This window comes from Mesorhizobium sp. M2D.F.Ca.ET.226.01.1.1, from assembly GCF_004022705.2.
GTDB lineage: Bacteria > Pseudomonadota > Alphaproteobacteria > Rhizobiales > Rhizobiaceae > Mesorhizobium.
Genome location: NZ_RZOY02000012.1, coordinates 208686 through 230157 on the forward strand (window position 1 = coordinate 208686; position 21472 = coordinate 230157).

Sequence of the window (21472 nt, forward strand, 5' to 3'; positions counted from 1 at the left end):
CTCGATCCTCCCGGAGGAGACGGCGATGGCGATCAAACTCGACGAGCTCATGAACGCCACCAATCTGCGCGGGCCTCGCGCGAGCGGCACCTTTGTTGCCCCGGTCGGCGGCAAGGCGCATGTCTCGGGGGACCGCTCGGTGCCCTTGCTCGACAAGACCATTCCGGAGCTGTTTTCCGATACGGTGAGCAAATACGCCACGCTCGACGCCGCTGTCTTCGTCGGCCAGGACAAGCGCTTCACCTGGAGCGAATTGTCGGACGCGGTCGATGCTTTGGCCGCCGGCTTCCTGGCGCTTGGGCTTGAGAAGGGAGACCGCGTCGGCATCTGGTCGCCGAACCGCTGGGAATGGGTGGTGACGCAGTTCGCCACCGCCCGCATCGGCCTCATCCTGGTCAACATCAACCCGGCCTATCGGCTGACCGAGCTGGAATATGCCCTCAACAAGGTGGGTTGCAAGGCGCTGGTCACCGCCGTCAGCTTCAAGACCTCCGACTATCTCGGCATGATCGGGACGCTGGCGCCGGAGCTCGCCACGGCCGAGCCGGGCAGGCTCAAAGCGAAAAAGCTGCCGTCGCTTGAGATCGTCATCCGCATGGGCGACGACAGCTCGCCCGGCATGTTCAATTTCGGCGATGTACTGGCCATGGCCGGCCGCGACGAGCATGACAGCCTCGACCGCATCTCCGAAAGCCTGAAGCCCGGCGATGCCATCAACATCCAGTTCACCAGCGGAACGACGGGCGCGCCGAAGGGAGCGACGCTCACCCACGCCAACATCGTCAACAACGGCAGTTTTGTTACCTCGGCGATAAAACTCACCGTCGACGACCGGCTCTGCATCCCGGTGCCGCTCTATCATTGCTTCGGCATGTCGATGGGCACGATGGGCTGCGTCACCAAGGGCGCCACCATGGTCTTCCCCGGCGAGGGCTTCGATGCCGGCGCGACGCTGAAGGCGGTGGCGCAGGAGCGCTGCACCGGCCTCTACGGCGTGCCGACCATGTTCGTCGCCACGCTCGATCACGCGGATTTCGCCGGTTTCGATCTTTCCAGCCTGCGTACCGGCATCATGGCCGGCTCGCCTTGCCCGATCGAGGTGATGAAGAAGGTGGTGTCACTGATGCATATGAGCCAGGTGACCATCGCCTACGGCATGACGGAGACCAGCCCCGTTTCCTTCCAGAGCAGCGTCGACGATCCGCTGGAGAAGCGCGTCTCCACGGTCGGCCGCATCCACCCGCATGTCGAGGTCAAGGCGATCGGCGCCGACGGCGCTACAGTCGCGGTCGGCGAGCCGGGCGAGCTCTGCACCCGCGGCTATTCGGTGATGAAGGGCTATTGGGACGATGCTGAGAAGACCCGCGAGGCGGTCGACGCCGACGGCTGGATGCACACCGGCGATCTCGCCACCATCGACGCCGAAGGCTATTGCAACATCGTCGGCCGGGTAAAGGACATGGTCATCCGCGGCGGCGAGAACGTCTATCCGCGAGAACTCGAGGAATTCCTCTACCGCCATCCGAAAATCAAGGAAGTGCAGGTCTTCGGCATTCCGGACGACAAATATGGCGAGGAGCTCTGCGCCTGGATCGTCTTGAAGCCCGGCCAGATCGCCACCGCCGAAGAAATCAAGGCCTTCTGCGCCGGCCAGATCGCGCACTACAAGGTGCCGCGCCACATCCGTTTCCGGACCGAACTGCCGATGACGGTGACCGGCAAGCCGCAGAAATTCCTGATGCGCGAGGCGATGGTGGAAGAACTGGGGCTGGTGGCGCAGAAGACGGCTTGAACGGCATTCATGGACAACGAGTTTCCCAATTTCGCGGCGCTGAAAGCCGCCAAAATCGAAAATGTGGACTATCGTGTCGTGATCCGGCGCGGCGCGCGAACCGGCAATGCGATCGTCATGGCTCCGCATGGCGGCAAGATCGAGCCCCGCACCTCCCTGATCACCGAGACGATAGCGGGACGCGATCTCGATATGTATTGCTTTGAAGGCCTCATGCCGGAAAGCAACCGGGAGCTTCACATAACGTCCAGGAATTTCGACGAGGAATCTGCGCTGGAGCTGTTGCGGACGAAGTCCACCGTCGTCGCCATCCACGGCCGTCAGGATCGGGAGGATCCGTCGACGGTCTACCTTGGCGGCAAGGACGCCGCGTTGGTTTCGGAGATAGCCTGGCGACTGCAGGAGGCCGGCTTCCAGACGCAAAAGGACAACCATCCCTTTCCAGGCATCCAGGATTCGAACATCGTCAATCGCGGACTGACGGGGAAAGGAGCACAGCTGGAAGTGCCCTTCTTCCTGCGCCGCCGGATGGGCAACGAGCCGGAACTTCTGGAAAAATTCTGTGGGGCGGTCCGCAAGGCCATCGACATAGTCGACGCCAGACACGGCGCCCGGTCCCCAATCATGCTTTGAACGGTGCGCCTGGACTAAAGCGCGTCGCGATCTTTCAGATTCGCTCCATGCGCTTTAGGTTTTTGATTTTACGCATGTCTTTATCCCGAAACCCGTTCCCACTTTCGGTAGACATGCTTTAGGGGGCTTGGATGACTGGTTATGCCCGGTCGGTGACGTCCTACACGATGCCGTTGGCCGCGCTGGCGATGGCGCTAGCGGTCAGGGCCGGCGGCTTTTCGGTTGAGGAAGGGTCGCTGAACGTCAGGATACTCGTCGGAGCGCTGTCGAGCGCGATCATGTTCACCACCATTTTCGTGGTGCTTGACCACGCCGAGGCGGTGGCCCGGCGCATCGGGGAGCCATACGGAACATTGGTGCTGACCTTTGCGGTGACGGCAATCGAAGTATCGATCATCGTCTCCATGATGTTGCATGGAGAAAACAATCCGACACTGGCGCGCGAGTCCGTTTTCTCGACGGTGATGATCACCTCCACCGGTGTCGTCGGCATATGTCTCACGCTTGGCGGCTGGCGCTATCGCAAGCAAGCGATCCTTCGGCAAGGGACCAGCGCTTACCTGTCGGTTCTGATCGCGCTGACCGTGATGACGCTTATTCTTCCGACCTACACACAAGCCACGGGTCCCGGCACGTTTTCGGCGGCCCAGCTTGGTTTCGTAAGCGTCCTTTCAGTGCTGCTCTATGCGAGCTTCGTGTTCGCCCAGACCGTCCGTCACCGGGAGGACTTCGTCCAGGGACAGGCGCACGATGCTCCAATGCGAACTGCCTCCCACGCAAGTATTTCCGTCAGCGCCCTGCTGCTGTTGAGCGGGCTCATCGGAATAGTCCTGCTCGCCGAGCAGGTCGCCGCAAGTGTGGAGGATGCGCTTGCCGCCTACCAGGTAACCCAGGCCGACAGCATCGTGGGGGCATTGATCGCGGCACTGGTTCTGATGCCGGAAGCCATCTCGGCGATCCGCGCTTCGTTCAGGAACGAGCTGCAGCGCAGCCTGAACGTCGCGATGGGCTCGGCCTGCGCTACGATCGGTTTGACGATACCGGCGGTCGCGGCCGCCAGCCTGCTGACGGGCAGGGGGCTGACCTTGGGGCTTCCGGCGTCCGATGCCGTGCTTCTGGTGCTGGCGCTTTTCATATGCAGCGTGAGCTTCAGCACCGAAAGAACGACGTTCCTGACCGGCATGGTCCATATCGTGGTGTTTTTTACCTATGTGTTTCTGATCTTTGTGCCGTGAAATTGGCGCAAGCCGGCCATTAAGCGCAGGGATAGAGACGGCTCAAGGGGGTGCTTCACACTCTCAGCACCGCTGCATCCAACCCGCGTATGATCCGCGCCAGCTCCACGCACTCGTCCTGCCGCGCCCTGTTGCGGCGCCACGCCATGCAGATCAGGCGCTGCGGCATCGGTTCCTGGAACGGCACGATCCTCAGATCCGGCATGACGCCGGCCGCACTTGCCGCCATTTCCGGCACCAGCGTCACGCCCAGCCCATGCGCCACCATCTGCAGGAGCGTCGTCAGGCTGGTCGCGCCGTAGCTTGCCATCGCCACCGGCCGCACATTGCCGCATACGGCCAGCGCCTGTTCGCGCAGGCAGTGGCCTTCCTCGAGCAGCATCAGCCGCTCCAGCGCCGGGCTCTCGGGCGGCACGGGCGGCGAGGCAAAGGCCGGGTCGCCCGACGGCACGGCGAGGAAGAAGCGATCGGGGAAGAGCTCTTGCGCGACAAGGCCCGGATGGTCGAGCGGCAGCGCGGCGATAAAGGCATCGAGCCGGCCGGAGGCCGTGTCGTCGACCAGCGATGCGGTCACCGCCTCGCGCAGCTCGAGCTGCAGGGCAGGGTATTGCTTCTTCAATTCCGGCAGCACATGCGGCAAAAGATACGGCGCCACTGTCGGGATGATGCCCAGCCGGAAGCGGCCCTCCATGGCGGGGCGGCCGCGTCGCGCCGTCGCTTCGACGTCACGGATATCGGCGAGGATGCGCTCGATGCGTGGCTGCAAGGCATGCGCTTCGTCGGTCATCCGCACCGTCTTGCCGCCGCGTTCGAACAGACGACAATTTAGTCGTTCTTCCATCTCGGCGATCTGCGAGGACAGTGCCGGCTGGCTGACGCCGGAGCGCCTGGCGGCGCGGCCGAAATGCAGCGTTTGCGCCAGCGCATCGAAGTAAAGCATCTGACGGATGGTGATACCAATCATAGGAAAATCCTATCGAAAGAAACAGGAAAGGCAATTTGTCTTTATCGGCTGGCCGGCCTAGTCTGGAATCATTCCAGATTGGTGTGGCCTGCTGGCCGCCCCGGAATTCCCGGCAAAAATCAAACCCGGCAAGATCAAACCTCGGCAGATTTGGAGATTGAGATGGACGCGAAAACCGACGACAGCAGCGCTGGCAAATGCCCCGTCGCCCATGGACACGGCGGCAGGACCAACAGGGACTGGTGGCCGAACCAGCTGGACATTTCCGTTCTTCACCAGCAGTCGAACCTCTCGGATCCGATGGGCGAGGATTTCGACTACGCCAAGGAGTTCGCCAGCCTCGACCTCGATGCGGTGGTCAAGGACCTGCACAAGGTCATGACGGATTCGCAGGATTGGTGGCCGGCCGACTTCGGCCACTACGGGCCGCTCTTCATCCGCATGGCCTGGCACAGCGCCGGCACCTATCGCATTGGCGATGGCCGCGGCGGTGCCGGTGCCGGTCAGCAGCGTTTCGCGCCGCTGAACAGCTGGCCGGACAATGCCAACCTCGACAAGGCGCGCCGGCTGCTGTGGCCGGTCAAGCAGAAATACGGCCGCAAGATCTCCTGGGCCGACCTTCTCATCCTCACCGGCAACGTCGCGCTGGAATCGATGGGCTTCAAGACCTTCGGCTTTGCCGGCGGCCGCGCCGATGTCTGGGAGCCGGAGCAGGACGTCAACTGGGGTTCCGAAACCAAGTGGCTTGGCGACGAGCGCTATTCGGGCGATCGCGAGCTGAGCGGCCATCTCGGCGCCGTGCAGATGGGCCTTATCTACGTCAATCCGGAAGGCCCGAACGGCAAGCCGGACCCGATCGCCGCCGCGCGCGATATCCGCGAGACCTTCGGCCGCATGGCGATGAATGACGAGGAGACCGTGGCGCTGATCGCCGGCGGCCACACCTTCGGCAAGACGCATGGCGCCGGTGACGCCTCGCTGGTCGGCGCCGAGCCGGAAGGTGCCGGCATCGAGGCGCAGGGCCTCGGCTGGTCGAGCAAATATGCCTCCGGCATTGCCGGCGACGCCATTACCTCGGGTCTCGAAGTGACCTGGACGACGACGCCGACCAAGTGGAGCAACAATTTCTTCGACAACCTCTTCAACTATGAATGGGAGCTGACGAAGAGCCCGGCCGGCGCCCATCAGTGGACGCCGAAGGGCGGCGCCGGCGCCGGCACGGTTCCGGACGCGCACAATGCCTCGAAGCGTCATGCGCCGGCCATGCTCACCACCGATCTCGCGCTGCGTTTCGATCCTGCCTATGAGAAGATCTCGCGCCGGTTCCACCAGAACCCGGAGCAGTTCGCCGATGCCTTCGCCCGCGTCTGGTTCAAGCTCACCCACCGCGACATGGGCCCGGTCGTGCGCTATCTCGGCCCGCTCGTGCCGAAGGAAGAACTGATCTGGCAGGATCCGATCCCGGCCATCGACCATGAGCTGGTGAGCGAGGCCGACATTGCTTCGCTGAAGGCGAAGATCCTGGCTTCCGGCCTCTCGGTTTCCGAGCTGGTCTCGACCGCCTGGGCTTCGGCCTCGACCTTCCGCGGCTCGGACAAGCGCGGCGGCGCCAATGGCGGCCGCATCCGCTTGAGCCCGCAGAAGGACTGGGAGGTCAACGAGCCGGCTCAGCTCGCTAAGGTGCTGGGCAAGCTCGAAACGATCCAGAAGGAGTTCAACGCGGCTCAGAGCGGCGATAAGAAGGTCTCGCTGGCCGACCTCATCGTGCTCGGCGGCGTCGCCGCGGTCGAGAAGGCGGCGAAAGACGGTGGCAACGAAGTGAAGGTGCCCTTCACGCCTGGCCGCATGGATGCTTCGCAGGAGCAGACGGACGTCCACTCCTTCGCGCCGCTCGAGCCGAAGGTCGACGGCTTCCGCAATTATGCCCGCGGCAAGCTGCCGATGTCGGTCGAAGCCATGCTGGTCGACCGCGCCCAGTTGTTGACGCTGACCGCGCCGGAAATGACGGTGCTGGTCGGCGGCCTGCGCGTCCTCGGCGCCAATGCCGGCGGCTCGAAGCATGGTGTCTTTACCGACAGGCCGGGCCAGCTCACCAACGACTTCTTCGTCAATCTGCTCTCGATGGCGACCGTCTGGGATCCGGCGGCGGGCTCCGAGCCGGGCTCGGATGAGGTCTACGAAGCGCGCGACCGCAAGACCAGAGAGGTGAAGTGGACCGGCACCCGCGCCGACCTGATCTTCGGCTCGCACGCGCAGCTGCGCGCGCTGTCCGAGGTCTATGGTTCAAGCGACGCCAAGGCGAAGTTCGTCAAGGACTTCGTCAAGGCCTGGACCAAAGTGATGAACGCCGACCGCTTCGACATCGTGAAGTAAGATACTACCTCCCAAGCAAAAAGGCGCGGGTCATGCCCGCGCCTTTTTGCTTTTGCTCGAAACTGCGATCAGTCTTTTTCGAAAATACCGGCCTTGGCAACCACGCCGGCGATCGCTCCGCCGATCAAGGGCGCGACGATGAACAGCCAGAGCTGGCTGAGCGCGGCACTCCCCGAAAACAGCGCCGGGCCGATCGAGCGCGCCGGATTGACCGAGGTGCCGGTCACCGGGATCATGGCGAAGTGGATGCCGGCCAGCGTCAGGCCGATGACCAGTCCGGCGAAGGCGGTTGTGTGCTTGGCGTTGGTGACGCCGAGGATCACGGTGACGAAGGTGAAGGTGCCGATCAGCTCCCACAGGAAGGCCGAGCTCACGCCCCATTTCGCCTCGTCCCAGCCATTGGCGCCGAAGCTGCCGGTGTGGCCGCCAACCTGTCCGGAAACGATGATCCACAGCGCCAGCGACGCGATGATGGCGCCGATGATCTGCGCGATCCAGTAAGGGACGACATCCTTGGCCGGCATCCGTCCCGCCAGGAACACGCCAAGGGTGACTGCCGGATTGAGATGCGCACCCGAGATCGGGCCGATCGCATAGGCCGCGGCGATCAGGCCGATGCCGAACGCCAGGCCGATGCCTTCCTGGCCGAGCGGCAGCGCGCCGCCGAAACCGCCCGTGACCACGGAGGCCGTGCCGATGAACACCAACAAGAACGTGCCGAGAACTTCTGCCAGATAAGTCTTCATTGCCCTCTCCTCATAGGATCCGTCAAACCGCGTTTCCCGCGCCGCGAATCACTGCGGCAAGAGTATTCCTGCCGGCAAAACTTAGAAAGCTGAGAGGTTAAGCCGGCAGGCTTGCTTGTGCTTGTCAGTTAAAGACATTAGAGATCTTTCATATTCTGATCGATGTTCTTGTTTTTCCCGCGGCACCCACTCGCGATGGAAAAACCGTTTGGGGAAATGGCATGGCGCCGAAACGTCGTTTCACCGGCAAACCGAACAGAATTGTTTCAATCCTGGCCTGAAAGGCTTTAAGAGCGGCTGGAACCGATTTGCAGGAGCGACGGAAAACGGGATGCGATTGGGCGGAAGGCTGGCGGCGGCCATAGAGGTTCTGGAAGACATTGGCCGGCGTCACCGGCCGGTGGCCGACGCCTTGCGCGATTGGGGCCTGTCGCACCGCTTCGCCGGCGGCGGCGATCGCGCCGCGATCGGCAACATCGTCTATGATGCGCTGCGCCGCAAACGCTCGGCCGGCTGGTTGTTCGGCGACGACACGCCGCGCGCCATCGGCTTCGGCGCGCTGCTGCTGGAGTGGGGGCAAACGGCGCAGTCGCTCAATGAAGCGCTGAACGGCGACAAGTTCGCGCCGCCGCTGCTCAAAGCCGCCGAGTTGAAGGTCGCGGCCGAGCGCAGGCTTGCCGATGCGCCCGAGGCCGTGCGGGCGGACGTCCCGGACTGGTGCGCGCCGCTGCTCGAGCAAGCCTATGGCGACGCCTGGATCGAGGAAGGCGCGGCACTCGCCCAGCGTCCTCCGCTGGACCTCAGGGTCAACACACTCCAGGCCGATCGCGCCAAGGTGCTGGCCGAACTCCAGGGCACGGGCGCGGCGCCGGCGGCCATCGCGCCGCACGGCATCCGCATCCCGCCGATCGACGGTGACGGCCGGCACCCGAACGTGCAGGCCGAGCCGGCCTTCCAGAAAGGCTGGTTCGAAGTGCAGGACGAGGGCTCGCAGCTTGCCGCCGCACTTGCGGGTGCCGCGCCCGGCATGCAGGTGCTCGATTATTGCGCCGGCGCCGGCGGCAAGACGCTGGCGCTGTCTGCCGAGATGGACAATCGGGGCCAGCTCTTTGCCCATGACGCGGAGAAGGTGCGGCTGGCGCCGATCTTCGAGCGCATCCGCCGCTCGCACAACCGCAACATCCAGGTCGTCAGCAAGCCTGCAGAGCTTGAGCCGCTTTCGGGTCATATGGACCTCGTCCTCATTGACGCGCCCTGCACTGGCAGTGGCACCTGGCGCCGCCGCCCAGACGCCAAATGGCGGCTGACCGAGCGGCAGCTCGATGCCCGAAAGGCAGAGCAGCAGGCGATCCTCGACACCGCGCAGGCCTTCGTCAAACCGGGCGGCTTGCTGGTTTACATCACCTGTTCGGTGTTCGATGCCGAAAACGGCGAGCAGGTCGCGGCGTTCCGTCAGCGTCATGGCGGCTTTGCGCCGATCGACCATCGCCAGCTCTGGAATGGCCGCTTCCCTGGCCATGCAGGCGCCGCGCGCATTGCCGAAACCGGCGGCATCTCGCTGTCGCCGGCGCTGAGCGGCACCGACGGGTTCTACCTCCATGCCTTGCGCAGGGCCGGTTGAGGGCAGCCGTCTTTTGCTGCGCTGCAACATAAAAGATTGCCTGTCCTGCCTGGCTCTGCAATAAGCTTCGCCAGCAAATAAGAGGCAAAGCGCCATGGCAGCAGCCAAGATCGTACCCGCTCCCGACTTCGAGGAACGCGTCAGGACGTCCTTTGCCCGGCAGAAAGCCATGGCCACCATCGGCGCCGAGCTGACCCTGGTGACGCCCGGCATCATCGAGATCGAGATGCCTTATTCGGCTTCGCTCACCCAACAGCACGGCTTCCTGCATGCCGGCGTTATCTCCACGGCGCTCGACTCCGCCTGCGGCTATGCGGCTTTCTCGCTGATGCCGGAGAATTCCGGCGTGCTGACCATCGAATTTAAGGTCAACCTGCTCGCGCCGGGCAGGGGCGAGCGCTTCCTGTTCCGCGGCTCGGTGACCAAGCCCGGCCGCACCATCATCGTCGCTGACGGCCAGGCCTACGCCTTCGCCGTCGACGGCGAGGCCAAGCTGATCGCCACGATGACCGGCACGATGATGACGGTGGTCGGCCGCGATGGAATAGAAGGGTGATGCATGGCTGGTGCAGTTCAGGTCGCAGGTAAGGCTGTTCTGTTCGTCATGGCGGTCGAGGCCGAATACGGCCCGCATCTGAAAAACCTGTTCACGCCGCTGATGACCGGCGTCGGTCCGGTCGAGGCTGCAGTGCGGCTAAGCGCGGAACTCGCGGCGCTGAAGGCCGAGGGAGCGCTTCCGAATCTGATCGTTTCGCTGGGCTCGGCCGGCAGCCGCAAGCTGGAGCAGGCTGAGATCTACCAGGCCGTGTCGGTGAGCTATCGCGACATGGACGCTTCACCGCTCGGCTTCGAAAAAGGCGCCACGCCTTTTCTCGACCTGCCGGTGACGGTGCCGCTGCCCTTCGTCATTCCTGGCATCAAGACCGCCACGCTCTCGACCGGCGGCGCGATCATCACCGGCGCTGCCTATGACGCCATCGATACCGACATGGTCGACATGGAGACTTTCGCCTGCCTGCGCGCCTGCCAGCTCTTCGGCGTGCCGCTGATCGGCTTGCGCGGCATTTCCGACGGCGCGGCCGATCTCAGGCATGTCAACGACTGGACTGAATATCTGCATGTCATCGACGAGAAGCTGGCCGCCGCCGTCGGGCTGCTGGAACAGGCGATCGAATCCGGCTCGATCCGACTGGCATAGGCGCAAAAGGACGGAAAGCCGCAGCGCGCAGCCCATTGCGCAGACTCGTTTCTTTCTCTAAAGGCTCGCCATGACGACGACAGCCAATCATCCCGACACCGTTCTGATTGTCGATTTCGGCAGCCAGTTCACGCAGCTCATCGCCCGCCGCATCCGCGAGGCCGGCGTCTTTTCCGAGATCGTGCCGTTCCAATCGGCCGAAGCTGCCTTCAAGCGCATCAATCCGAAAGCGGTGATCCTTTCCGGCGGCCCTGCCTCGACCACCGACATCGGCAGCCCGCGCGCGCCGCAGATCGTCTTCGACGCCGGCGTGCCGGTGCTTGGCATCTGCTACGGCCAGATGGCGCTCTGCGTGCAGATGGGCGGCGTCGCCGAAAGCTCCAACCATCGCGAGTTCGGCCGCGCCTTCGTCGAGATCGAGAAGGAAAGCCCGCTGTTCGAGGGGCTGTGGGCGCCCGGCCAGCGCCACCAGGTGTGGATGAGCCATGGCGACCGCGTCATCGAATTGCCGCCGGGCTTCAAGGTGCTCGGCAAGTCGGAAAGCTCGCCCTTCGCCATCTTCGGCGATATCGAGCGCAAGATGTACGGCATCATGTTCCACCCGGAAGTGGTGCACACGCCGGATGGCGCGAGGCTCTTGAGAAACTTCGTCCACAACATCGCCGGCATCGAGGGCGACTGGACGATGCGCGCCTATCGTGAGCACGCGGTCGAAACGATCCGCAAGCAGGTCGGCAAGGGCAAGGTGATCTGCGCGCTCTCCGGCGGCGTCGACTCCTCGGTCGCCGCACTTCTCATCCACGAGGCTGTCGGCGACCAGCTGACCTGCATTCTTGTCGACCACGGCCTGATGCGCAAGGACGAGGCTGAGAGCGTGGTGGAGATGTTCCGCCAGCACTACAATCTGCCGCTGATCCTGGTCGATGCTTCGGACCGCTTCATCTCGGCGCTGGAAGGCGAGGCCGATCCCGAAAAGAAGCGCAAGACCATCGGCCGCCTGTTCATCGAGGTGTTCGAGGAGGAGGCCAAGAAGCTCGGCGGCGCCGATTTCCTGGCCCAGGGCACGCTCTATCCCGACGTCATCGAAAGCGTCTCCTTCTCCGGCGGTCCGTCGGTGACGATCAAGTCGCACCACAATGTCGGCGGCCTGCCCGAGCGCATGAACATGAAGCTGGTCGAGCCGCTGCGCGAATTGTTCAAGGACGAGGTGAGGGCGCTGGGCAAGGAGCTCGGCCTGCCCGAAAGCTTCATCGGCCGCCATCCCTTCCCGGGTCCCGGCCTTGCCATTCGCTGTCCGGGCGGCATCACGCGTGAGAAGCTGGAGATCCTCCGCGAGGCCGACGCCATCTATCTCGACGAGATACGCAAGGCCGGCCTCTACGACGCCATCTGGCAGGCCTTCGCCGTGCTGCTGCCGGTGCAGACGGTCGGCGTCATGGGCGACGGCCGCACCTATGAATTCGTCTGCGCGCTGCGCGCCGTGACGTCCGTCGACGGCATGACGGCCGACTTCTACCACTACGACATGAACTTCCTGGGTGCGGCCGCCACCCGCATCATCAACGAGGTGAAGGGCATCAACCGCGTCGTCTACGACGTGACGTCGAAGCCGCCAGGCACCATCGAGTGGGAATAAAGCTCGGTCGTTCGCCAGCATTTGGTGGCTATCGGCGCCAGCCACTTAACATGTTGAAATGTAATCTTTTTCATCTCTTTTCCTATCGCTGACTATCGCCCGCAAGCGGAATCATTTGGCGGTAGACCTGACGGTATCGCTTTCCTCATCATTCTCGCTCGAGACCGATACCGTCACCGCCTGATTTCCTAGAAGGCTAGCTAAAATTTAGGTAAGCTATTGAACTACAAGAGAAATTTTCAAACCTTGACGGTACAATCGATGACGGTAAAATCGGGCGCTGAATATGCGGCCACGCGCTCGGATTGCCCTCGCCATGCTCACCGACATTGCACTTAAGAAGCTGAAACCTAAAAACAAAATATACAAAGTTGCTGATCGTGACGGTATGTACGCCACCGTGTCCACGGCCGGGCAGATCTCGTTCCGCTACGACTACCGAATGAATGGAAGGCGAGAGACAGTCACGCTGGGCCGCTATGGTGAGGGTGGCATCTCGCTAGCAGAGGCGCGTGACCGCTGCATTGCGGCCCGAAAAATGGTGGCAACCGGACAATCGCCGGCGCATGAAAAGCAGCGTAAAAAGCGGCGCCTATCTGCAATGGCCACCTTCGGCGATGCCGGCCGGGCCTGGTTTAAGGAGGCCAAGATGGCGGATAGCACGCGCTCAATGCGCAAGGCCATCTTCGATCGAGACATCTTGCCAATCTGGGACAAAAGGCTCCTCACAGAAGTAACAGCTGGCGACTTGCGGGCGCTCTGCGCAAAGGTGCGGGACCGTGGCGCGCCGGCAACAGCCATTCACGTCCGGGATATTGTTAAGCAAATCTATGGCCATGCCATTCTGCACGGCGAGAAGATTGCCAATCCAGCGGACGAGGTAGGACCGGCTTCGATCGCCACGTTCGAGGCAAAAGACCGAGCATTGTCCCCAGCAGAAATCCGCATCGTGCTGACTGAGTTGGAACATGTGCCAACATTGCCGACGATACGGCTGGGCCTAAAGCTGATCCTGCTCACGATGGTTCGGAAGGGTGAGCTGCTGGACGCGACTTGGGACGAGGTCGATTTTGAGAACGCTGTGTGGAGCATTCCCAAAGAGCGAATGAAACGGAAAAAGCCGCATAACGTCTACCTGTCCCGCCAATCCCTCGATATCCTGATTGCGCTCAAGACTTGCGCAGCGAACTCCCGATATGTGCTGCCATCTCGCTATGACGCCGACGAACCCATGTCGCGCGCCACCTTCAATCGTGTCACAATGGCCATTGTCGACCGCGCAAAAAGACAAGAAATGCCGCTTGCGCCCTTTACAGTGCACGACCTACGGCGGACTGGCTCGACAATCCTAAACGAGATCGGATTCAATCGCGACTGGATCGAGAAATGCCTTGCTCACGAAGACAGCCGCACTTCGCGCGGTGTCTATAACAAGGCTGAATATGAGCCGCAGCGCCGTCATATGCTCCAGGAATGGGCCGACATGGTTGAGGCCTGGGCAGCGGGCAAGAAGCACACCCCCGTACTCCAGCCGGCTGCCGGGGCGGCAATCATTCTCGATCCGATTTGACAGGCCTCGTCTTGCGCGACCGGACGTCTGGACCTGGGGCGGTTTCGAGAGTCCCGGCAGACGAGGCGTTTCGCCTTGCCTGAACCCAGGCCTCGACCTCTGCTAGATCCCAAACAACACAGCGGGGAGTCAGATTGAAGCGTCGTGGGAACTCGCCGCGTTGCTCCATTTCGTAGATGGTCGTGTCCGATAAAGGGACGATTTCTCGCAATTGTGACCGGCGCACAGTTCGCACAACGTGTCGCGCCTGAATGTGCGGCAAAACCGGAAGAGATTGCTCTTCCATTATGCGTTGGCAGCTTTCAGGTTGAGTAGGGTTGCGCAATTTGACCATGCTTATGACCGGAAAGGCTCCGTGGGAGCGCATGGTCGCGTGTCTGCCCCATTTCCGATATAGCCCCCAATTGCGACCACATCGCCGTCCTTGACCAGCAGGCGGTCCTCGGGAGCAGCACTAGGGCCGTTTAGACATCGAGGCTATGCAATGTTCGAGGCGCTCCAACCGAGCCTTCTGCGAACGAAGCTCATGCCCTGCGTTCAGCAAATTGGATTTGCCTCTGGAGGAGGCAGCAATGATCAGTTCGCATTCTAACAGAGCGATACGATCTCGCATCTGCTGAGCTTCATCCTGCCGTATCCTTCTAATCCAACCCAGGCCGCGCATATTCTACCACCACCGTCCATGCAGCACGGGTAGCATTTGAAAACTAACGCCCGTCAATTCGAAAAACTCGTATTTTAACCGTCGCTAAATTCACCGGCTAATGACAACCTTGCTGGTGAAGTCAGGCCAAACCCGGTGACTTGCTCGCTCGCTTGCACGGACAATTTTAATCGATGCGGTGACGACGCAATTGCCGTAAACGACAGGCCGAAGGTCGCGGACGACTGCAATGATCGTCACGACTAGAGATTTACCCACAAGACGCTTGGAGCGCGGCGTCATGCAGTTTCTTTAGAGACGGGCGCTGAACAGGCCGAGGCAGTGCCTTTCAAGGCCGCGTGAACGCGCCCTATCTTGTCAAGCGCGTTCGGCCCGCGGCAGTGATCGGCGGCCCCTCGAACCGGCGGGAAGGCTCGCGCATGCGTCGGCAGAAAAATAGCGTCGGAGACCAAGGAGGCGAGCATATTGGCTGCGTACGGCTGCTACCATGTCGAGCCGCACGTGGCGCCCAACCTTCATTCTGCTCTCAGCCGAAATCGCTCGAAAGCGACTGTGAGGGGCAATTGGGTAACGCGCCATGCTCTTCGGCTTCGATCCTGCCCAACGGCTTCGCAAGACCATTGAGCGCATCAGCCGCGATCATGCCGACGCCGAGCTTTGCGTCGTGACTGGCGATCTCACCGACGAGGGCGATTTCGCCTCCTACGTCCTGTTGCGCGAGGCGCTGCAGGAACTGCGGGTGCCCGCCCGCCTTCTGCTCGGCAATCACGACAGGCGCGAGAATTTTATTCGCGCATTTCCTGAAGAGCCACGCGATGCGAATGGCTTCATTCAGTCGGTCCAAGACGGGACTGCCGGGCGCCTCATTTTTCTCGATACATTGGTGGAAGGCTTCGGTCATGGTGCTTTGGATCAGGGCCGGCTCGAATGGCTGCTGGCGCGCTTGGCCGAGGAACAGAAAACGCCTGCCTATCTCTTCGCCCATCATCCGCTGCAGCCGATCGGCCTGCCGCATTTCGAGCCTTGGAACATGCAGAACTGGCAAGAGCTCATGCGGGCGATCGCCGCCGCCGGCAATGTCCGGCACATTTTTCACGGCCATGTGCACGTTGATGTTGGCGGCACCTGGAGCGGCATTCCCTTCAGCGCCATCCGCGGCGTTGCGCATCAAATCATTCCGCACTTCGCGCGCAGGGACGCAGACTTTGTCGAGGATGCGCCGGCTTTTGACGTCGCGCTGATCGACGACGATGGCGTGCTCGTGCACCGTTTCGAGGTCAGCGACAGGAATGTGGTTGAAATCTCGCCCGCAGGTCCTTTCCCGGGGGTGACCAATGAAGCAGCAGAAATCTCATGAACTGGTCATTTTCGATTGTGACGGCGTCGTCGCATCGACGCCGAGGAACTGACCCGTATTGGCTCGTTGACCTTGGCTCCCGAACTGCCTGGAGTTGGCAGAGATAGCTGCGGAAACAGCTAAACCGATTTGATTGGTTCTGACGATGAATGTCGGCGCGTCATCTTCTCGCAATCGCGAATTTACTCTTCGCACCTGCACAAAAATGTGCCAAACGCGGCACCCATAGTTGGTAACGTTGGGGAAGGAGCCCTTGTTGAGTGCGGTTGCTAACACCAAGGCGATCACACCGCCGGATATTCGTTCCCGGAAGGGTGGCACTCCGCTCGTCTGCCTGACGGCCTATACCACGCGATCGCAAAGCTCGTTGATCAGCATTGTGACATTGTTCTCGTCGGCGACAGCGTCGGCATGGTGCTGCACGGCTTCCCGTCGACGCTGGGCGTGACGCTTGAGATGATGATCATGCACGGCCAGGCCGTGCGCCGCGGCCTCGAGCAGGCGCTGATGCTCGTCGACATGCCGTTCGGCTCCTACGAGGAAGGCCCCGAGCAAGCCTTCCGCAATGCTGCACGTGTCATGACGGAAACCGGCTGCGCGGCGGTCAAGCTCGAAGGTGGCGAGGCAATGGCCGAGACGATCCGCTTCCTGGCTGCACGCGGCGTGCCAGTCATGGGCCATGTCGGCTTGACGCCTCAGGCGGTCAATACCTTCGGCGGCTACCGCGTGCAGGGCAGAGGCGGTGATGCCGAGCGCGTCGCGGCCGACGCGCTTGCCGTGAGCGAAGCGGGGGCATTCGCGCTGGTGCTGGAGAAGGTCCCGGAGGTGCTCGCCGGCCGGATCACCGCAGAGGTAGCGATCCCGACGATCGGTATCGGCGCCTCGGCGGCCTGTGACGGGCAGATTCTCGTCGTCGACGACATGTTGGGCATCTTCGGCGACTTCCGGCCCAAATTCGTCAAGCGCTATGCCGAACTCAGTGAGATCGCCGGGGAGGCGATTGCGGTCTATGCGCAGGAAGTGCGCGACCGCCGCTTTCCAGCCGCCGAGCATCTGTTCGGCGATGCGCCAAGGACGGTCAATGGTGGAGAAGGCGCATGAGCATTCCGATCGCACGAACCGTCGCCGAGTTGCGCATGGCTGTGGCCGCATGGCGGCAGAATGGCCTCAAGGTCGCTGTCGTGCCGACCATGGGTGCCTTGCATGAAGGCCATCTGAGCCTGGTGCGTGCCGCGCTCGCCAAGGCGGACCGGGTTATCGTGACGCTCTTCGTCAACCCGAAACAGTTTAACAGCGCGGCCGATCTCGTGGCCTACCCGCGCACTGAGCATGACGATGCCGCCAAGCTTGCGCCGCTCGGCGCTCATCTGCTCTACGCGCCAAATGCAGCGGACATGTATCCGGAAGATTTCGCCACCACGATCTCAGTCAGTGGGGTGAGCGATGGCCTGTGCGGCGCGTTCCGTCCGGGCCATTTCGACGGCGTGGCAACCGTCGTCGCCAAGCTCTTTCTACAGACGCGTGCTGATCTCGCCTTCTTCGGCGAGAAGGATTTCCAGCAACTGCACGTCGTTCGCCGGCTCGTCCGCGATCTCGACATTCCAATCGAGATTGTAGCATGTCCAACGGTCCGTGAAGCCGACGGCCTGGCAATGTCGTCGCGCAATGTCAGGCTTTCGGCCGAACAGCGCTTAGCAGCGCCAAGGCTCGCCGAAGTCCTGTCGGCTTCGGCCGGGCGATTGTCGGCAGGATTGCCAGCCGAGCTTGTGCTTGCCGAGGCCAGGCAAGCGATCCTCGCTGCCGGTTACGACGAGGTCGAGTATCTCGAGCTACGGGCAGACCATGACCTGTCACCGCTTTCCGCCGCGGATCGACCGGCCCACCTAATCGTCGCCGCCTGGCTTGGCGGGACGCGGCTTATCGATAACGTTGGAGTTCTGCCCGGGCAGCGCCAAGGCGAGCTGCTCGCGGCAGCCAATGCCGCATGATTGAGAATGCCGCAAGGCTTGTACAAAGGTGCGTCGTCAAAATGACCCAGACAAATGGCCGGAGCAGGGAGTGGATATGGTGTTTCGATTGAAGGAGCGCCTCGGCAGGAAGTTCGAAGAAGAAGTGCAATTCTTCAAGGGCTGGCAGAAGGACAAGAAACGAGTGGGCGCGCTGATGCCAACGTCCGTTCATGCCGCGCGTCGTATGGCAAGCGTCATCGATCCGGCATCCGGATTGCCGGTTCTTGAACTTGGCGCCGGAACCGGCGTCATTACCAAGGCAATCCTGGAAAGAGGCATCAAGCCGCAACAACTGGTTTCGGTCGAGTATTCCAAGGATTTCTATGAGCGCCTGACGCGAGCCTTTCCGGGCGTGGATTTTCGATTGGGCGATGCGTTCGCGTTGGAGGAAGTGCTTGCCGAGCGGCGCGGGGAGCAATTCGACTGTGTGATAAGTGCGGTGCCGCTGTTGAGCTTTCCAATGGAACAGCGTGTCGGCCTGCTTGAGGATTTGCTGGCCCGCATTCCTGCTGGAAGACCTGTGATTCAGATCACTTACGGACCGTTGTCGCCGGTGATCAAAATGCCCGACCGCTATGTCGTGTCCCACTATGATTTCGTCGTCCGCAACATCCCGCCCGCACAGCTGTGGACTTACCGACGAGCAGTCTGACGGAGCGGGACGCGCGAGGACGGCGGGCCGTTCGCAAAATCGTCAGGACAGGCGGTGGTCGTGACGAAATTCGCATCGAGTGCGCTTTTTATAGCCGCCGCCGTTTTGCGGAGGCCGCTATGCCCTTTCGCTGGCAGGCGCACACTCATCTGCTACACCCATCGCCCTGCGGTCGACAGACGGCGAAGCCACCACGGCCGCGAAAATCTCGAGACGGCGTCTCGGTACCGGGACCGGCCTGCCATTTTTGGGAGGCGATCCGTGCAGGTGCCTGGCCCGGATCGTGCCATCTATCTCCTGAGCGAGTCATAGCCGTCGTCCATTCACCCGGCCGAACCTCCCGATTGCCGGACCCCTGATGAAGATTCCCCTGGAAAGTGACGTCTTCTTTAGAGCGTGACGGTCTGCGCCGTCTTGTGGTGCCTCAGCTTGTACGATGGCCGGCTGCCCTTCCCGTGCCACGAATGCGATGAAGTCCAGTCACTCTACCGTGCAATGGCATTCAGAAATACGACAGGAAGACCATAATAGTCGGGTTTGGCTGAAAGACTTTTCCGCAGATGCCGAAAAAAGGGGACAGCTCTTCCGGTCCTTGCAAAGCTCCTGAACTCGTTTTCGTTGGACAAGCGTGGTCGCCAGTCCAGCTCTTGCGAGTGATCGGCGCAAAAGCGATCACTCACATGGCTGCATTCTTCTGCAGTTTCCCGAAAACAAACAGCTTGCCTTCGCGCACGCCGTCTTCGAGTGGGCTCGCATTCGCCATATGCGCCGCAATCGCACTGGCCAGCATGCATCCCGTCCCGCGCATCGACGTAGCCAGACGCGGTGTGTCGAAGCGGATTGGTTCTTGATCGTGGCGCAACAGAATATCGGTTGATCGAGGTCCCGATGCATGGCCGCCCTTGATCAGCAGGGCCTGCGCTCCGGCCGCCAGCAATTCGTGGCCTTGCAACAGTGCGCCGTCGTCATCCACTGCCAGTTCCGAGCCAACCAGGAGCGCCAGCTCGATGAGGTTGGGTGTGACCAGGCGGCAAAGCGGCATCAGATTCCGCTTCATGACGGCGGTGGCGCCGGCTTCCAGAAGCGTCCGGCCTGATGTCGAGGCCAGCACCGGGTCCAGTATCGCCGGCACCTGCGGATTCTCGCGCAGCACTGCGGCAACGGCAACGATGATCTCGGCCGTCGCCAGCATGCCGATCTTGACGGCAGCCACCTCGTTGGCTTGCAGCGCGGCGCGCATCTGATCGGCCACCAGGCGGGGTTGCGAAGGATGGATTTCCATGACGGCTTCGTGCGTCTGCACCGTCAGCGCGGTGACCGCAAGGCATGTCCGCACGCCAATCGAAGAGATCGTTTCGATGTCGCGCGCAATTCCGGCTCCGCCGCTGGAGTCGGATCCGCCGACGACAAGCACATGCGGTTCTCGCCTCAGCGCCATCGATCTGTCTTTTCGATCCATTCTCGCGTGCGCGCTTGGGGATCGGCATTCAATGTGATGTCGGTGACCACCGCCGCGCTGTCCGCACCGGCCGCAAAGACACCGTCGAGTCGGTCAGGGTTGAGGCCACCAATGGCGACCAAAGGAACCGGTGCGACCCGGCGCTTCCATCCGCTGATCCGTTCGACCCCTTGCGGCGCCCATTTCATCTTCTTCAGAATGGTTGGATAGATGGGGCCGAGCGCGATATAGTCGGGCCTGGCGGCCATAGCCGTTTCCAGTTCGATATCATCATGGGTGCTCAGTCCGAGCCTTACACCGGCCGCCCTTATCCGCGAGAGGTCGGCGGTCTGCAAATCCTCTTGGCCGAGATGAACGAAGTCGCAGCCTTCCTCGATCGCCAGCCGCCAATGATCATTGATGATGAGCTGGCTTTTGTGTTGGACACACAAGGCCTTCGACCTGCGGATCTCCGCGCGCAGCCCGGTTTCATCCATCGTTTTGATGCGAAGCTGAACCAGCTTGACGCCGAGCGGCGCCAACCTTTCGATCCAGGTGGCGCTGTCGACGATTAGGTAGAAGGGATCGAGATTCATGAAAGAACGGCCCTGCCGATCGTCGGCGTCGATGGCACGGCGACGTCGCGCGGCTCGAGAAGACCCGATGCGTGGGCTTCACGACCGGCTTCGACCGCCTTACCGAAAGCACGCGCCATGCCGACCGGATATGCCGCCTTGGCGACTGCTGTGTTCAGGAGCACGGCGTCAAAGCCGAGTTCCATGACGGTGGCCGCGTGCGACGGCCGTCCGAGCCCCGCATCCACAATCAGCGGGACGCCAGGGAAATATCCGCGCATCGAGCGCAGCGCCATGATGTTGATCGGCCCGAGGGCGGAACCGATCGGTGCGCACCAGGGCATCAAGACCTTGCAGCCCGCCGCAAGCAGCCGCTCTGCGACAATAAGGTCGTCGGTGGTGTAAGGGAATACCGCAAAACCGTCTTCGCACAGGATGCGGGCGGCTTCAACCAGACCGAACACATCCGGCTGTAGCGTGTCGTGATTGCCAATCACTTCGAGCTTGATCCAGTTGGTGCCGAAGACCTCGCGCGCCATTTTCGCGGTGGTGACGGCTTCCTTGACGGAAAGGCAGCCGGCGGTATTGGGCAGGATTCTGGCGCCCAGCGAGCGGATCAACGACCAGAATTGTTCGCCGGCCCTACCGCCCGCCATCTCACGCCGCAACGAGACGGTCACCACCGACGTGCCCGATGCCTTGACTGCATCGGCAAGGATGGCCGGCGAAGGATACTGAGCCGTGCCGAGAAGCAGGCGCGACGAAAGCTCGGTTCCATAAAGCTCCAACATGCTAGCCGCCCTGCATGGGCGAGAGGATTTCGATCCGGTCGCCGTCGCTCAACTGGAACTCCGCGCGGTTGGCTTTGTGCACGAGGTCGCTGTTGACGGCGGTGGCGAGCCAATCGCCCTCATAGTCGAGCGCGGCAAGCAACTCGGCCAGCGTGGTGGCGGCAATCTCACGCGCCTCGCCGTTGACCATCAGTTTCATGAGCATGCTCCTTGGTTCT

General features: G+C 62.1%; 19 protein-coding genes and 1 pseudogene. 13 read left to right on the forward strand and 7 right to left on the reverse strand.

The features are described from left to right. Positions 1 to 25: 25 nt before the first annotated feature. The 3 genes from EN869_RS26265 (at position 26) to EN869_RS26275 (ending at position 3660) form a co-directional block, all read left to right on the forward strand. Entirely contained in the window at positions 26 to 1792 is a 1767-nt protein-coding gene (locus tag EN869_RS26265) for an AMP-binding protein (RefSeq protein WP_127230654.1), read from the forward strand. Between the two features lie 9 nt (positions 1793 to 1801). Beyond that, a complete protein-coding gene (locus EN869_RS26270) occupies positions 1802 to 2425 on the forward strand; it encodes a poly-gamma-glutamate hydrolase family protein (RefSeq protein ID WP_127230655.1) in 624 nt (207 codons plus the stop codon). Between the two features lie 131 nt (positions 2426 to 2556). Next, a complete protein-coding gene (locus EN869_RS26275) occupies positions 2557 to 3660 on the forward strand; it encodes a calcium:proton antiporter (protein WP_127230656.1) in 1104 nt (367 codons plus the stop codon). A gap of 55 nt (positions 3661 to 3715) precedes the next feature. Here EN869_RS26275 and EN869_RS26280 read toward each other — a convergent pair whose 3' ends face one another. Then, on the reverse strand, positions 3716 to 4624 hold the full coding sequence (locus tag EN869_RS26280; RefSeq protein WP_127230657.1) for a hydrogen peroxide-inducible genes activator: 909 nt from the start codon (positions 4622 to 4624) through the stop codon (positions 3716 to 3718). Positions 4625 to 4786: 162 nt separating this feature from the next. Between EN869_RS26280 and katG the strand changes: the two genes are divergently transcribed. Beyond that, a complete protein-coding gene (gene katG, locus EN869_RS26285; protein WP_127230658.1) occupies positions 4787 to 6997 on the forward strand; it encodes a catalase/peroxidase HPI in 2211 nt (736 codons plus the stop codon). 68 nt (positions 6998 to 7065) lie between these two features. Here katG and EN869_RS26290 read toward each other — a convergent pair whose 3' ends face one another. Beyond that, a complete protein-coding gene (locus tag EN869_RS26290; RefSeq protein ID WP_127230659.1) occupies positions 7066 to 7743 on the reverse strand; it encodes an MIP family channel protein in 678 nt (225 codons plus the stop codon). Between the two features lie 331 nt (positions 7744 to 8074). Here EN869_RS26290 and EN869_RS26295 point away from each other — a divergent pair, with 331 nt between their 5' ends. From EN869_RS26295 to EN869_RS26315, 5 genes are all read left to right on the forward strand, one after another. After that, complete coding sequence (locus EN869_RS26295) at positions 8075 to 9364, forward strand: RsmB/NOP family class I SAM-dependent RNA methyltransferase (RefSeq protein WP_127230660.1); 1290 nt, start codon at positions 8075 to 8077, stop codon at positions 9362 to 9364. A 94-nt stretch (positions 9365 to 9458) separates the two neighbouring features. Continuing rightward, complete coding sequence (locus tag EN869_RS26300) at positions 9459 to 9920, forward strand: PaaI family thioesterase (protein WP_127230661.1); 462 nt, start codon at positions 9459 to 9461, stop codon at positions 9918 to 9920. Between the two features lie 3 nt (positions 9921 to 9923). Next, complete coding sequence (locus EN869_RS26305; RefSeq protein WP_127230662.1) at positions 9924 to 10562, forward strand: 5'-methylthioadenosine/S-adenosylhomocysteine nucleosidase; 639 nt, start codon at positions 9924 to 9926, stop codon at positions 10560 to 10562. Positions 10563 to 10632: 70 nt separating this feature from the next. Further along, positions 10633 to 12198, forward strand: a complete 1566-nt coding sequence (gene guaA, locus EN869_RS26310) for a glutamine-hydrolyzing GMP synthase (RefSeq protein WP_127230663.1) — start codon at positions 10633 to 10635, stop codon at positions 12196 to 12198. Between the two features lie 316 nt (positions 12199 to 12514). Continuing rightward, positions 12515 to 13768: a site-specific integrase gene (locus tag EN869_RS26315; RefSeq protein ID WP_126101887.1), complete on the forward strand. Its 1254-nt coding sequence runs from the start codon at positions 12515 to 12517 to the stop codon at positions 13766 to 13768. On the opposite strand, the gene EN869_RS26320 is transcribed toward EN869_RS26315, so the two are convergent. Continuing rightward, positions 13749 to 14054 carry an AlpA family phage regulatory protein gene (locus EN869_RS26320; protein ID WP_348628167.1) on the reverse strand — a complete coding sequence of 102 codons (306 nt, stop codon included), beginning with the start codon at positions 14052 to 14054 and terminating at the stop codon, positions 13749 to 13751. The genes EN869_RS26315 and EN869_RS26320 overlap by 20 nt on opposite strands. Positions 14055 to 15009: 955 nt before the next feature. Between EN869_RS26320 and EN869_RS26330 the strand changes: the two genes are divergently transcribed. From EN869_RS26330 to pmtA, 4 genes and pseudogenes are all read left to right on the forward strand, one after another. Next, the gene (locus EN869_RS26330; protein WP_126101885.1) at positions 15010 to 15789 is read left to right on the forward strand and encodes a phosphodiesterase; all 780 of its coding nucleotides are present in this window, start codon (positions 15010 to 15012) and stop codon (positions 15787 to 15789) included. 256 nt (positions 15790 to 16045) lie between these two features. Further along, positions 16046 to 16890, forward strand: a pseudogene (panB, locus tag EN869_RS26335) (3-methyl-2-oxobutanoate hydroxymethyltransferase). Continuing rightward, the gene (gene panC / locus EN869_RS26340; RefSeq protein ID WP_126101884.1) at positions 16887 to 17777 is read left to right on the forward strand and encodes a pantoate--beta-alanine ligase; all 891 of its coding nucleotides are present in this window, start codon (positions 16887 to 16889) and stop codon (positions 17775 to 17777) included. The pseudogene panB and the gene panC overlap by 4 nt, the downstream one beginning before the upstream one ends. A 76-nt stretch (positions 17778 to 17853) precedes the next feature. After that, positions 17854 to 18450 (forward strand): phospholipid N-methyltransferase PmtA, encoded by a 597-nt coding sequence (gene pmtA / locus EN869_RS26345; protein ID WP_126102846.1) that lies wholly within the window; start codon positions 17854 to 17856, stop codon positions 18448 to 18450. A 676-nt stretch (positions 18451 to 19126) separates the two neighbouring features. Here pmtA and EN869_RS26350 read toward each other — a convergent pair. From EN869_RS26350 to thiS, 4 genes are read right to left on the reverse strand one after another with little or no spacing between them, the layout of a single operon-like run. Next, entirely contained in the window at positions 19127 to 19888 is a 762-nt protein-coding gene (locus EN869_RS26350; RefSeq protein ID WP_126101883.1) for a hydroxymethylpyrimidine/phosphomethylpyrimidine kinase, read from the reverse strand. Beyond that, a complete protein-coding gene (locus EN869_RS26355; protein ID WP_126101882.1) occupies positions 19879 to 20484 on the reverse strand; it encodes a thiamine phosphate synthase in 606 nt (201 codons plus the stop codon). Before EN869_RS26355 ends, EN869_RS26350 begins: the two co-directional genes overlap by 10 nt. Then, positions 20481 to 21254 (reverse strand): thiazole synthase, encoded by a 774-nt coding sequence (locus tag EN869_RS26360; protein WP_126101881.1) that lies wholly within the window; start codon positions 21252 to 21254, stop codon positions 20481 to 20483. Before EN869_RS26360 ends, EN869_RS26355 begins: the two co-directional genes overlap by 4 nt. A 1-nt stretch (position 21255) precedes the next feature. Then, positions 21256 to 21453 (reverse strand): sulfur carrier protein ThiS, encoded by a 198-nt coding sequence (gene thiS / locus EN869_RS26365; protein WP_024504260.1) that lies wholly within the window; start codon positions 21451 to 21453, stop codon positions 21256 to 21258. Positions 21454 to 21472: the final 19 nt, after the last annotated feature.

Coding starts and splice junctions, on each gene's coding strand:
- EN869_RS26265 (WP_127230654.1), top strand. CDS start 26: ATGGCGATCAAACTCGACGAGCTCATGAACGCCACCAATCTGCGCGGG.
- EN869_RS26270 (WP_127230655.1), top strand. CDS start 1,802: ATGGACAACGAGTTTCCCAATTTCGCGGCGCTGAAAGCCGCCAAAATC.
- EN869_RS26275 (WP_127230656.1), top strand. CDS start 2,557: ATGACTGGTTATGCCCGGTCGGTGACGTCCTACACGATGCCGTTGGCC.
- EN869_RS26280 (WP_127230657.1), bottom strand. CDS start 4,624: ATGATTGGTATCACCATCCGTCAGATGCTTTACTTCGATGCGCTGGCG.
- katG (WP_127230658.1), top strand. CDS start 4,787: ATGGACGCGAAAACCGACGACAGCAGCGCTGGCAAATGCCCCGTCGCC.
- EN869_RS26290 (WP_127230659.1), bottom strand. CDS start 7,743: ATGAAGACTTATCTGGCAGAAGTTCTCGGCACGTTCTTGTTGGTGTTC.
- EN869_RS26295 (WP_127230660.1), top strand. CDS start 8,075: ATGCGATTGGGCGGAAGGCTGGCGGCGGCCATAGAGGTTCTGGAAGAC.
- EN869_RS26300 (WP_127230661.1), top strand. CDS start 9,459: ATGGCAGCAGCCAAGATCGTACCCGCTCCCGACTTCGAGGAACGCGTC.
- EN869_RS26305 (WP_127230662.1), top strand. CDS start 9,924: ATGGCTGGTGCAGTTCAGGTCGCAGGTAAGGCTGTTCTGTTCGTCATG.
- guaA (WP_127230663.1), top strand. CDS start 10,633: ATGACGACGACAGCCAATCATCCCGACACCGTTCTGATTGTCGATTTC.
- EN869_RS26315 (WP_126101887.1), top strand. CDS start 12,515: ATGCTCACCGACATTGCACTTAAGAAGCTGAAACCTAAAAACAAAATA.
- EN869_RS26320 (WP_348628167.1), bottom strand. CDS start 14,054: ATGGAAGAGCAATCTCTTCCGGTTTTGCCGCACATTCAGGCGCGACAC.
- EN869_RS26330 (WP_126101885.1), top strand. CDS start 15,010: ATGCTCTTCGGCTTCGATCCTGCCCAACGGCTTCGCAAGACCATTGAG.
- panC (WP_126101884.1), top strand. CDS start 16,887: ATGAGCATTCCGATCGCACGAACCGTCGCCGAGTTGCGCATGGCTGTG.
- pmtA (WP_126102846.1), top strand. CDS start 17,854: ATGGTGTTTCGATTGAAGGAGCGCCTCGGCAGGAAGTTCGAAGAAGAA.
- EN869_RS26350 (WP_126101883.1), bottom strand. CDS start 19,888: ATGGCGCTGAGGCGAGAACCGCATGTGCTTGTCGTCGGCGGATCCGAC.
- EN869_RS26355 (WP_126101882.1), bottom strand. CDS start 20,484: ATGAATCTCGATCCCTTCTACCTAATCGTCGACAGCGCCACCTGGATC.
- EN869_RS26360 (WP_126101881.1), bottom strand. CDS start 21,254: ATGTTGGAGCTTTATGGAACCGAGCTTTCGTCGCGCCTGCTTCTCGGC.
- thiS (WP_024504260.1), bottom strand. CDS start 21,453: ATGAAACTGATGGTCAACGGCGAGGCGCGTGAGATTGCCGCCACCACG.